This is a genomic window from Pseudorhodoplanes sp. (genome assembly GCA_032027085.1).
In the GTDB taxonomy this organism is placed as follows: Bacteria; Pseudomonadota; Alphaproteobacteria; order Rhizobiales; family Xanthobacteraceae; genus Pseudorhodoplanes.
In genome coordinates this window covers 2,425,086-2,437,500 of record JAVSMS010000001.1, presented here as the reverse complement: position 1 = coordinate 2,437,500, position 12,415 = coordinate 2,425,086, and the positions used below count along the sequence as shown (strand labels likewise).

The 12,415-nt window shown below is 62.4% G+C and carries 8 protein-coding genes and 1 rRNA gene (1 of these 9 running past the window's edge); 6 read left to right on the top strand and 3 right to left on the bottom strand.

Annotated elements, in window-relative coordinates:
- Positions 1–1,246 (bottom strand): 16S ribosomal RNA (locus RO009_11760); it reaches 239 nt to the left of the window's first position.
- An 845-nt stretch (positions 1,247–2,091) separates the two neighbouring features.
- Here RO009_11760 and RO009_11755 point away from each other — a divergent pair.
- The gene (locus tag RO009_11755) at positions 2,092–4,077 is read left to right on the top strand and encodes a M23 family metallopeptidase (GenBank protein ID MDT3685705.1); all 1,986 of its coding nucleotides are present in this window, start codon (positions 2,092–2,094) and stop codon (positions 4,075–4,077) included.
- Between the two features lie 161 nt (positions 4,078–4,238).
- Here the strand turns inward: RO009_11755 and clpB are convergent, their stop codons facing one another.
- On the bottom strand, positions 4,239–6,836 hold the full coding sequence (clpB, locus tag RO009_11750; GenBank protein ID MDT3685704.1) for an ATP-dependent chaperone ClpB: 2,598 nt from the start codon (positions 6,834–6,836) through the stop codon (positions 4,239–4,241).
- A 148-nt stretch (positions 6,837–6,984) separates the two neighbouring features.
- Between clpB and RO009_11745 the strand changes: the two genes are divergently transcribed.
- Positions 6,985–7,758 (top strand): MOSC domain-containing protein, encoded by a 774-nt coding sequence (locus tag RO009_11745; GenBank protein MDT3685703.1) that lies wholly within the window; start codon positions 6,985–6,987, stop codon positions 7,756–7,758.
- A gap of 10 nt (positions 7,759–7,768) precedes the next feature.
- On the opposite strand, the gene RO009_11740 is transcribed toward RO009_11745, so the two are convergent.
- A complete protein-coding gene (locus tag RO009_11740) occupies positions 7,769–8,182 on the bottom strand; it encodes a hypothetical protein (protein MDT3685702.1) in 414 nt (137 codons plus the stop codon).
- A gap of 183 nt (positions 8,183–8,365) precedes the next feature.
- On the opposite strand from RO009_11740, the gene RO009_11735 reads away from it, so the two are divergent.
- From RO009_11735 to dapE, 4 genes are all read left to right on the top strand, one after another.
- Positions 8,366–9,364, top strand: a complete 999-nt coding sequence (locus tag RO009_11735) for a DUF1036 domain-containing protein (GenBank protein MDT3685701.1) — start codon at positions 8,366–8,368, stop codon at positions 9,362–9,364.
- A 117-nt stretch (positions 9,365–9,481) separates the two neighbouring features.
- A complete protein-coding gene (locus RO009_11730) occupies positions 9,482–10,186 on the top strand; it encodes a pyrimidine 5'-nucleotidase (GenBank protein MDT3685700.1) in 705 nt (234 codons plus the stop codon).
- Between the two features lie 54 nt (positions 10,187–10,240).
- A complete protein-coding gene (gene dapD, locus RO009_11725; GenBank protein ID MDT3685699.1) occupies positions 10,241–11,083 on the top strand; it encodes a 2,3,4,5-tetrahydropyridine-2,6-dicarboxylate N-succinyltransferase in 843 nt (280 codons plus the stop codon).
- Between the two features lie 150 nt (positions 11,084–11,233).
- Complete coding sequence (gene dapE / locus RO009_11720; GenBank protein MDT3685698.1) at positions 11,234–12,391, top strand: succinyl-diaminopimelate desuccinylase; 1,158 nt, start codon at positions 11,234–11,236, stop codon at positions 12,389–12,391.
- The last annotated feature ends 24 nt before the right edge of the window (positions 12,392–12,415 follow it).

The window sequence follows — 12,415 nt, the reverse complement described above, 5'->3', positions numbered from 1 at the left end:
GAACTGAGACGGCTTTTTGAGATTTGCGCAGGGTCACCCCATTGCATCCCATTGTCACCGCCATTGTAGCACGTGTGTAGCCCAACCCGTAAGGGCCATGAGGACTTGACGTCATCCCCACCTTCCTCGCGGCTTATCACCGGCAGTCCCCCTAGAGTGCCCAACTGAATGATGGCAACTAAGGGCGAGGGTTGCGCTCGTTGCGGGACTTAACCCAACATCTCACGACACGAGCTGACGACAGCCATGCAGCACCTGTGTTCCAGCCAGCCGAACTGAAGAGCTCCATCTCTGGTGCTCATACTGGACATGTCAAGGGTTGGTAAGGTTCTGCGCGTTGCTTCGAATTGAACCACATGCTCCACCGCTTGTGCGGGCCCCCGTCAATTCCTTTGAGTTTTAATCTTGCGACCGTACTCCCCAGGCGGGATGCTTAATGCGTTAGCTGCGCCACTGACGAGCAAGCTCGCCAACGGCTAGCATCCATCGTTTACGGCGTGGACTACCAGGGTATCTAATCCTGTTTGCTCCCCACGCTTTCGCACCTCAGCGTCAGTATCGGGCCAGTGAGCCGCCTTCGCCACTGGTGTTCTTGCGAATATCTACGAATTTCACCTCTACACTCGCAGTTCCACTCACCTCTCCCGAACTCAAGCTCTCCAGTATCAAAGGCAGTTCTGGAGTTGAGCTCCAGGATTTCACCCCTGACTTAGAAAGCCGCCTACGTGCGCTTTACGCCCAGTGATTCCGAGCAACGCTAGCCCCCTTCGTATTACCGCGGCTGCTGGCACGAAGTTAGCCGGGGCTTCTTCTACGGGTACCGTCATTATCTTCCCCGTCGAAAGGACTTTACAACCCTAGGGCCGTCATCATCCACGCGGCATGGCTGGATCAGGCTTTCGCCCATTGTCCAATATTCCCCACTGCTGCCTCCCGTAGGAGTCTGGGCCGTGTCTCAGTCCCAGTGAGGCTGATCATCCTCTCAGACCAGCTACTGATCGTCGCCTTGGTGGGCCATTACCCCACCAACTAGCTAATCAGACGCGGGCCGATCCTTCAGCGATAAATCTTTCTCCTTACGGACGTATCCGGTATTAGCCAAAGTTTCCCTTGGTTGTTCCGAACTGAAGGGTACGTTCCCACGTGTTACTCTCCCGTCTGCCGCTCCCATTGCTGGGCGCTCGACTTGCATGTGTTAGGCCTGCCGCCAGCGTTCGCTCTGAGCCAGGATCAAACTCTCAAGTTGGATGAGATTTGATCTCGGCTGATCACACGTTTCGCACAGCCTTGCTTGCGCAAGACCGTTCGCAGCAGCGCTTGCGCGCCGCCACTATTGACGAGGTCCATCACCTGATTGCTCGCGCAATCAGCGATGTACCTTAGAAACGTGTACCGCCGTGTCTCTTCCGGCCGCGCCTTTGGCAGATTTCTCCGCCTCGGGAAGCGGCCCGCAAGGACCCGCCGTCCACGTTTCTCTTTCTTCCGATTCACCTGTCAAACAGCCCGGAAATCTGGCGATTTCCACTCCCCGAGTTGCCGGAGAGCCGTCGAAGCCCTTGCCCTCCAGCCTTGCGGCCGGCGGCCTTTTTCACCTTTATCAGTGAAGTGCTTCAGGGGCGCGCCATCGCGCCCTCAAAGGCGGGCGGCGCGTCCAACAGGGCCGTATATAGGTCTGCCCCTAGATTGATGTCAACAAGATTACGCAGCGATTTGGCACGAATTTTTGCCGATAATGCACAAATCACCAGCCCCTGAGATGGGAGCCTGCTCCGGCCGGACAAGCCCTGTTCACCGCCCGCCCGACGCCGCACTCAAGCCACATTCCTCGGCCGTTCTTCTCGTTTGGCGGGCTCGGTTCGCGCCGGATTCGCTGACCAGGACATGCCGGCACGGGGCCGGTTTGGGGAAATCATCAACGCTTTAATTCTCGGCGGACTTAACGCCGCGGCCAGAACGGGAATGACCACAGGTCATTGACGGACAGAGGGATGGCACGGCATCGTGCCGCCCGCCCGGGTCTAGGGACGGCCGGCGAATTCGTGACGATACTCAAAGCGACACGCGCGCTCGCGAGTGCAGGGGGACGACGGTTTGGATCACGGGAAGCGCGCTGCATACCGGCTGAGAGGCGAGCCCGATCCGGTGGATCTGGGCAATGAGCCGCCGCTCTCGGTGGATGGCGGCACCGGCGTCACGGTCGATCGCCGGCGCGTTTCAGCACAATGGTTTTCCGGGATCATTCTCACAGGTCTGTGCGGCGCCGCGCTGATGGGCGGCGCCGTTTTCACATCTCTCGACGGCGAAGCGCATTTCGCGGCCTTGCCCGAGCGCATGGAAAATGCGCTGCGCGGCGCCATCGGCTCCGGCGATCGCGCGACCGGCCCGCGCAAGAGCGACCGTCTGCCGCCGGCCGGCGAAGCCAATGCCCGCCGCATCGTCATTCGCGACTCGATCACCAGCCGGGTCGGCAATCGTGAAGTGGTGCGGGTACGCCCCTTCGTCAGCGTCTCCGCCAATCTCTCCCTCTCCACCAGCGAACTCTCCGCCAATATTCCTCCTTTCAATCCGCAAAAGCTTCTCGCTGACGGCACTTCGGACGCGCCGGAAGCCAGCCTCGCCGCGAATGCCGAGCCGGATGCGGAAGTCTCTTTCGTGCAGCGCGAATTGTCGGCGATCATGCCGCGCATGAAGGTCGCGAGCTCGCTGCCGATGGACGAGGTGATCACGCGGGTGCGGGAAGCGGCCAACTGGTCAGGGCGCAGCGGCCCGTCCTTCGCAGTGGCCAGCATCGCGACCAACGGCCGCCTCGCTTACGCCGCCGACGGCACGCCCGATCCCTATGCCGGCTTTGAGGCCCGCATCGTTCCGGAAAACATTACCCTGCTGCCCAAAACCAACAGCCAGACGACCGGCGGCAATGGCTGGAACGAGCGCACGGTGACGGTGAAAAAGGGGGAAAACATTTCCGCCATTCTGCGCGATCTCAGCGCCGCGCCCGAGGACATCAAATCCGTCGCCGCCGCGCTCGGCCCGCGCGGACGCGACAATGGCCTGAAGGAAGGCCAGAGACTGCGCATCCTGCTCTCGGCAATGGCGGGCGGCGCGCGGCAGCAGCCGGTGCGCGTGATCGTTGCCAATGAAAGCGTGATCGAGGCCGTTGTCGCGCTTTCCGACCACGGCAAATACGTCTCCGTCGACGTCAACAGCATCAACCAGGCGGTGGCCGATGCCGGCGAAGACGAGGAAGACGACGGCTCCGGCGTTCGACTCTATCAGAGCATCTATGAGACGGCTTTGCGCAACCAGATTCCGCGCCCCGTCGTCGATGAAATGATCCGCGTCTATTCCTACGATGTCGATTTCCAGCGCAAGGCGCAGCCGGGCGACTCGTTCGATGTGCTCTACGCCGGCGAAGAGGAAACGCCGGGGGTCGAAGGCCGCAACGAGGTGTTGTTTGCGTCCCTCACCGTGGGCGGCGAAGTGAAGAAATTCTACCGATTCCAGACGCCGGACGACAACGTCGTCGATTACTACGATGACACCGGCAAGAGCGCGAAGAAGTTCCTGGTCCGCAAGCCGCTCGCTGACGGCATCATGCGCTCCAATTTCGGCGTCCGCCGCCATCCCATTCTCGGCTACATGAAGATGCATACCGGCGTCGACTGGGCGGCGGCGAATGGCACGCCGATCTTCGCCTCAGGAAACGGCGTGATCGAGCGGGCCGGCTGGGAATCCGGCTACGGCAAGTATATCCGCGTTCGCCACGCCAACGGCTACGAGACGGCTTACGCCCACATGACCGCCTTCGCCCGCGGCATGGAGGAAGGCACACGCGTGCGGCAGGGCCAGGTCATCGGCTTCGTCGGCTCGACCGGCCTGTCCACCGGCGCGCATCTGCATTACGAAATTCTGGTCAATGGCCGCTTCGTCGACCCGATGCGCATCCGTCTGCCGCGCGGCCGCTCGCTGGAAGGCAACATGCTCGCCAGCTTCGAGAAGGAACGCGATCGCCTCGATGCGATGATGGCGCGCTCCTCGCAGCGCGTGGCGCAGAGCGCGCAGGTCACCGGGCGATAGTTCCAAGCATCGGACTCAATCCGTCACCCTGAGCTGCGAGCGACCCATGGATCGCGATCCTCGAAGGCGACGGTTGCCATCCGCCAATCTCGGGTTTGCCCGAGATTGGTATTAACTGTGTGGCCCGGCCTTCGGCCGGGCACCTCAGGATGACGATTGGTTTACGCCGCTTCCTTGATCGCCTCGCCGTTGAACGTGAGGCCCGCCTTGCTGGCGGAGACCTTCACATTGTCCCCGTCCTTCACCTTGCCGGAGAGGATCAGTTCGGCGAGCGGGTCCTGCAGATATTTCTGGATCACGCGCTTGAGCGGACGTGCCCCGTAAGCAGGGTCGTAACCCTTCTCCGCCAGCCATTCGCGCGCCGCCTTATCGAGCGCAATGGCGATCTTGCGATCCTCGAGAAGCTTCTGCAGCCGCAGCATCTGGATATCGACGATGCGTCCCATATCGCTGCGCTGCAAGCGATGGAACAGGATGATCTCGTCGACGCGGTTGAGGAATTCCGGACGGAACGCCGCCCGCACCACCGCCATCACTTCATCGCGCACGGCGTCGGTGTCCTGGCCTTCCGGCTGGTTGACCAGAAATTCGGCGCCGAGATTCGAGGTCATCACAATAAGCGTGTTGCGGAAGTCGACCGTACGGCCCTGCCCGTCGGTCAGTCGTCCGTCATCGAGTACCTGCAGCAAGACGTTGAATACGTCCGGATGCGCCTTCTCGATCTCGTCAAACAGGATCACTTGATACGGCCGGCGCCGCACCGCTTCGGTGAGCGCGCCGCCTTCGTCATAGCCGACATAGCCGGGAGGCGCACCGATCAGGCGCGCGACCGAATGCTTCTCCATATATTCTGACATGTCCATGCGGACCATGGCCGTCTCGTCGTCGAACAGGAATTCGGCAAGCGCCTTTGTCAGCTCGGTCTTGCCGACGCCGGTGGGACCTAAGAACATGAACGAGCCGATCGGCCGGTTCGGATCCTGCAGGCCGGCACGTGCGCGCCGCACCGCGGTCGAGACGGCCTTCACCGCCTCGGCCTGACCGACAACCCGTTTGCCGATCTGCTCCTCCATGTGCAGCAGCTTCTCGCGCTCGCCTTCCAGCATCTTGTCGACCGGAATGCCGGTCCAGCGCGACACCACTTGCGCGATGTGCTGCGAGGTCACCGCTTCTTCAACGACCGCGCTCTTGCCTTCCGAGGCCTCGACCTCCTTCAGCTTTTTCTCAAGCTCGGGGATGCGGCCATAGGCAAGTTCGCCGGCGCGCTGATACTCGCCCTTGCGCTGCGCATTGGCGAGCTCGGTGCGCAATTGCTCGAGTTCGGTCTTGAGCTTCTGCGCATCCGACAGCTTGTCCTTCTCGGATTTCCAGCGCGCGGTGAGATCGGCCGATTGCTTCTCCAGCGTCTTCAGTTCCGCTTCGAGATTCTTCAGTCGCTCCTTCGAGCCGGCATCGCTCTCTTTTTTCAGCGCCTCCTGCTCGATCTTCAGCCGCACGATTTCCCGATCCATGGAGTCGAGTTCTTCCGGCTTGGAATCGACCTGCATCTTCAGCCGCGCTGACGCCTCATCGACAAGGTCGATGGCCTTGTCAGGCAGGAAACGGTCGGTGATGTAGCGGTTGGACAGCGTGGTCGCGGCCACCAGCGCGCTGTCGGTGATGCGCACGCCGTGATGCTGCTCGTACTTGTCCTTCAACCCGCGCAGGATCGAAATCGTATCCTCGACCGACGGCTCGCTGACGAAAACGGGCTGGAAGCGCCGCGCCAGCGCGGCGTCCTTCTCGACATGCTTGCGATATTCGTCGAGCGTGGTCGCACCGATGCAATGCAGTTCGCCGCGCGCCAAAGCGGGCTTGAGCAGGTTCGACGCGTCCATCGCGCCGTCGGCCTTGCCGGCACCGACCAGCGTGTGCATCTCGTCGATGAACAGGATGATTTCCCCGTCAGAGGAGGTCACCTCGTTCAATACCGCTTTCAGCCGTTCCTCGAACTCGCCGCGATATTTCGCGCCGGCGATCAGCGCGCCCATGTCGAGCGAGAGCAACTTCTTGTCCTGCAGGCTCTCCGGCACGTCGCCGTTGAGAATGCGCAGCGCCAACCCTTCCACGATCGCGGTCTTGCCGACGCCGGGCTCGCCGATCAGCACGGGATTGTTCTTGGTCCGGCGCGAGAGCACCTGGATGGTGCGGCGGATTTCCTCGTCGCGGCCGATAACCGGATCGAGCTTGCCGTCACGCGCGGCCTGCGTCAGGTCGCGGGCATATTTCTTCAGCGCGTCATAGGCATTTTCGGCGGTCGCAGAATCCGCCGTGCGGCCCTTGCGCAGCGCATTGATCGCCGCATTCAGGCCCTGCGCATTGACGCCGGCCTTGGCGAGGATCTTTCCGGCGTCGCTATCCTTCTCCAGCGCCAGAGCAAGCAGCAGACGCTCGACCGTGACGAACGAGTCGCCGGCCTTTTCGGCAACCTTCTGCGCCTGGTCGAAGACCCGCGCCAGCGCCGGTGCGAGATAGATCTGCCCGGCGCCACCGCCGGAGACCTTCGGTATCTTGTTGAGCGCGGCCTCGATCTCCGACAGCGCCAGCCGCGAATTGCCGCCGGCGCGGTCAATCAGGCCCGCAGCGAGCCCTTCCGGGTCGTCGAGCAGCACTTTCAGGAGATGTTCGGGCGTGAATTGCTGATGGCCTTCGCGCAAGGCCAGAGATTGTGCGGACTGGACGAAGCCGCGCGCGCGTTCGGTGAATTTCTCAAAATCCATGTGTCAGGCCCCCATGCGGCGAGCATAATTTGACGGACCCAAAGGCATCCGCCGTGACTGGATTTAGGCAGCCTGTTAAAGCGGCGGAAGGGGGCGCCCCTCAATTTTCGTGGCAAGAATGGCGGCCGGAGGTTAACAAGGGCCGGTCATGACCGCGACGATTCAGGCTATTTATCGGTATCCCGTCAAAGGCTTATCCCCGGAATTGCTGCCGGGGGCGGAGCTGGCGCCCGGACAGACCATCCGGTCCGACCGGCTCTACGCCATCGAGAACGGCCCCTCCGGCTTCGACCCGGCGGCGCCGGCCTATTTCCCCAAGCAGAAATTCCTGATGCTGATGCGCAACGAGCGGCTGGCGGCGCTCAATACGCATTTCGATGACGCCACGCATGTGCTGACCATCCGCCACAATGGCGGCGTCGCCGCGCAGGGCGATCTGCGAACCCCCGAGGGCCGGACCGCCATTGAGAGTTTCTTCGCCTCCTACAGCGCCGGCGAATTGCTCGGCCCGCCGCGCGTGCTGCGAGGCGACGGCCACAGTTTTTCCGATGTCGCGGCCAAGGTCGTATCAATCATCAATCTTGCCTCGGTGGCGCAGCTCGAGAACGCCGTCGGCGCGCCGGTCGATCCACTGCGCTTTCGCGGCAACCTCTACATCCAGGGCTGGCCGGCCTGGCGGGAATTCGAGTTGCTGGATCGGATCGTGACGATCGGCACCGTGCGCCTGAAGGTCATCAAACGCATCGTCCGTTGCGCCGCCACAAATGTCGAGCCGGGAACGGGCATCCGCGACATGCAAATCCCGAAGACGCTGATGCAGGCTTTCGGTCACACCGATTGCGGGGTCTATGCGCAGGTCATCGCCGGCGGGGCAATAGCCGCAGGCGACGGGGTCATGGAAGCATCTCCACCGCTTTTCTGAAGAAGGGTCCTCAGGCCTCGATTTCTTCGACCGGCGCCACCGCGAATTGCACGAATGGTGGCACCTTCTGCACGCCGGATGGCGTGACGACGCCGAGCACGACGATCTGCACGACGCGGTAGGCCGCGGAGCCGTTCCGCACGGTCGTCTCAGCGGTCGACAACGGAATGAACGCGACATTCGCGACCGCGCAGGCATTGTCGTCATTCGCCTCCGCGTTGACCTTGCCGACGGCCTGATTTGAATCACCATCGAAGACCGTGACGTAACGTTCTGCCTGCTGCTCCGTGTTGCAGATAAGTCCGCGTCCAATCTGCAGCGTGCTGTGGTCGCCGTTAGTGGTGCCGGACTGCGCTATTGCCGCACCGAACGGCAATATGCATGTCAGGGAGAGCAACAAATTCCGCATCAAGGCCAAGGACATCCCTGCCTCCTGTCGGTTTCGTGCCTCCCTTGATCGCCGCGCCATTGATTTAATGCGCGGCATTTCAAAAAAGTTCATGCCCTGCGACGCCGGAACGAGGCTGAAAACAGTGCATGGACAGGCCCTTGCCCAGCCGGCCGTTGCGCGCAAGCCTTGGCCATCGCGATTCGGGCAGGGACGGCGATGACATATCTCTTGAGCTTCGCGCCTGTGCTGCTGGCATTTGCCGGCGTGATGACGCTGACCGGCACCGCTCGCGCAGACCTGCGCCTCTGCAACCGCATGAGCTACGTGGCGGAAGCCGCGCTCGGCATCGAGGACCGCAATGTCGCTGCAACCCGCGGCTGGTTCCGGCTCGATCCCGGCCAGTGCCGCGCCATTCTGCAAGGAACGCCGCCGGCCGGCCAGCTCTATATTCATGCACGCGTGCCGGCGCTGTATGGCCCCTCGCCCCTGCCGCTCACCGGACAGGCTGAATTCTGCGTCGGCCAGGACAATTTCACCATTGCCGGCGCGCGCAACTGCCGCGCTGGCCAGACGCCGGCGCCGTTCAGCGCCGTGCAGCCGCTCGAGACCGAACAGGGCCTCACTGTCACGCTCGCGGAAGAGGCTGGTTATGACGACATGCAGGCGCGCGATGCCGGCATCCAGCGGCTGCTGGTGGTCGCGGGCTATGACGCTGCGCCGATCGACGGCATTCGCGGCGCCAAGACCGACGCGGCGCTGGTGCAGTTCCTGCAAGACAACAAGCTGACCAGCACCGCAGCGGCGCGTTCGGATTTCTTCGACATCCTCCTGGCCGCGGCGCAGAAGCCGGGCAGCGGCTTCACCTGGTGCAACGACACATCCTACGCAGTGATGGCCTCGCTCGGCATCGAGGACAAGAACGCCGTGGTCACGCGCGGCTGGTATCGCGTGGAGCCGGGGAAATGCCTGCGCCCGGAAGTGTCCGGCAATCCGCGCCGGCTATTCTCATTCGGCGAGGCCGTGGACGCGAACGGCAAAACCATTCGCGCGGGCGACAAGCCGCTCGTCTGGGGCGGCAGCACCATGCTGTGCACGCGGCCGATCAAGTTCGAGCTTTACGACCATCAAGATTGTCTTGGCCGCGGTCTTGCTGCGACCGGCTTCACCGCCATCGATTTCACGGGGCGCACGCCGACCACGGTCAGGTTTAAGTGATGAGTTCTTTATCAATTCGTCCATGCCCGGCCTTGTGCCGGGCATCCACGTCTTTAAAACGTCGCAAGAAGCAAGACGTGGATGGCCGGGGCAAGCCCAGCAATGACGTTGGAAACCATGAGCCGATTGCAAACAGCCCGCACCTTTTCCCATGTCGAGACCTGGGTCTTCGACCTCGACAACACCCTCTACCCGCATCACGTCAATCTCTGGCAGCAGGTGGACGGACGTATCCGCGACTTTATCGCGGACTTCCTGAAGATTACGCATGACGAAGCCTTCCGCCTGCAGAAGGACTATTACAAGCGCTACGGCACCTCGATGCGCGGCATGATGACCGAACACGGCATGCGGCCGGACGACTATCTCAATTTCGTACACCAGATCGACCATTCGCCGCTGGAGCCCAATCCCGATCTGGGCACCGCTTTGGAAGGCCTGCCCGGCCGCAAGCTCATTCTCACCAACGGCACGCGCAAGCATGCCGACGCGGTGATGCGCCGGCTCGGCATCGGCTCACATTTCGAGGATGTGTTCGACATCCACGCCGCCGAGCTCGAGCCCAAGCCCAGCGCCCAGACTTACAACCGTTTTCTCACCCGCCATGGCGTCGATCCGAAGACCGCGGCGATGTTCGAGGACCTGTCGCGCAATCTCGCGGTCCCGCATGATCTCGGCATGACCACGGTGCTGGTGGTGCCGGAAGGATCGCGAGAAGTCTTCCGCGAGGACTGGGAGCTGGAAGGCCGCAACGATCCGCATGTCGATCACGTGACTGACAATCTGGTCGGCTTCCTGAACGGCATCTTGCCGCGCGCTTGACTTCCCGCGCCCCTGCCCTGACAAAACCGCGCGCCCACTGCCTTGAGGACCTCCATGTCAGCGACCCTTGCCAAGACCATCGACGACGCCTTTGAGAAGCGCGACGGCATCACTCCGAAGACGCGCGGCCCGGTGCGCAAGGCGGTGGAGCAGGCGCTCGACCTGCTCGACAGCGGCAAGATGCGCGTCGCCGAGAAGCAGGCGGACGGCAAATGGCTGGTCAATCAGTGGCTGAAAAAGGCGGTCCTGCTCTCCTTCCGCCTCAACGACATGAGCGTGATCAAGGGCGGCCCCGGCAAGGCGGCATGGTGGGACAAGGTGCCCTCGAAATTTGACGGCTGGACCGCGGCGAAATTCAAAAAGGCCGGCTTCCGCGCGGTGCCTAATTGCACAGTGCGCCGCTCCGCCTATGTCGCGCCGGGCGTGGTGCTGATGCCGTCATTCGTCAATCTCGGCGCCTATGTCGATGCCGGCACCATGGTCGATACCTGGGCGACGGTGGGCTCCTGCGCGCAGATCGGCAAGAACGTGCATCTCTCCGGCGGTGTCGGCATCGGCGGCGTGCTGGAGCCGCTGCAGGCGGGCCCGGTGATCATTGAAGACAATTGCTTCATCGGTGCGCGGTCGGAGGTGGTTGAAGGCATGATCGTGCGCGAGGGCACGGTGCTCGGCATGGGCGTCTATCTCGGCCAGTCCACCAAGATCGTCGATCGCGAGACCGGCCAGATCTATCAGGGCGAAGTGCCGCCCTATTCCGTCGTCGTCTCGGGCACCATGCCGGGCAAGAAACTACCGAACGGCGAGCCGGGACCGAACTTATATTGTGCGGTTATTGTGAAGCGCGTGGATGAGAAGACCCGCTCGAAGACGAGCATCAATGAGTTGCTAAGGGATTGAGTGCAACGGCGTAAGAATCTCTCCGTCATCCTGAGGTGCGAGCGCTCGCAGAGCGCGAGCCTCGAAGGATGACGGGCAATGTCTGGGCCGCGAGGCTTGGCCTTCGGCCAGCACCTCAGGGTGACGGAGAAAGTGCAGAGCCAAACGACCATGCCCGCCGATCCCGTCACCCTTGCCCAAGGTCTGCTGCGCTGCCGCTCGGTGACGCCTGACGATGGTGGCGCACTGGCGTTTCTGGAAACGACGCTGAAGGCTGCGGGCTTCACCGTGCATCGCATGACCTTCTCGGATGTGAACACGCCCGACATCCAGAACCTCTACGCCCGCATCGGCACCGGCTCGCCGCATCTGATGTTTGCCGGCCATACCGATGTGGTACCGCCAGGCAATGAAAGCGCCTGGTCGCACCCGCCCTTCGCCGCCGAGATCAAGGACGGCATCCTTTATGGCCGCGGCGCCGTAGACATGAAGGGCGGCATCGCCGCCTGCGTCGCTGCGGTGCTTGATCACCTCAAGGCCAATGGCGGCAGACCGAAAGGCTCGATCTCGTTCCTGATCACCGGCGACGAGGAAAGCGTCGCCGTCAACGGCACCATCAAGCTGCTCGACTGGGCGCACAAGCACGGCGAGACATTCGATCATTGCATCCTCGCCGAGCCGAGCAACCGCGAGACGCTGGGCGACACCATCAAGATCGGACGTCGCGGCTCGCAGAACGGCACGCTGATCGTGCACGGCAAGCAGGGCCACGTCGCCTATCCCGAGCGCGCCGACAATCCCGTCACCAGCCTGGCGAAGCTCATTCTGGCCCTGAAGACAGACCCCCTCGACACCGGCAGCAAACTGTTCGACGCGTCGAATCTCGAATTCACCTCGATCGATGTCGGCAACACGACCGTCAATCTGATCCCCAATGAAGCGCGCGCCCGCTTCAATGTCCGCTTCAACGACCTGCATAATCAGGAATCCCTGAAAATTCTGCTGGAACAACGCGCGCTGAAGGCTGCCGACGGCAAGATCCGCTTCGCCTTCGAATGGGAGCCTTCCAACGCGGATGTGTTCGTAGTCGAACCCGGCCCGTTCACCGACCTTGTCGCCAGCGCAATCGCCGAGGTGACGGGCCACAAGCCCGCGCTCTCCACCACCGGCGGCACGTCCGACGCGCGCTTCATCAAGAATTACTGTCCCGTCGTCGAGTTCGGCCTGGTCGGACAGACCATGCATCAGATCGACGAGCGCGTTCCGCTCGCTGATTTGCGCGCGCTCACAGCGGTCTACCGCAGGATCATCGACCGCTATTTTGGCTAAGGCTGTCGATGTCCGCGCGAGCGG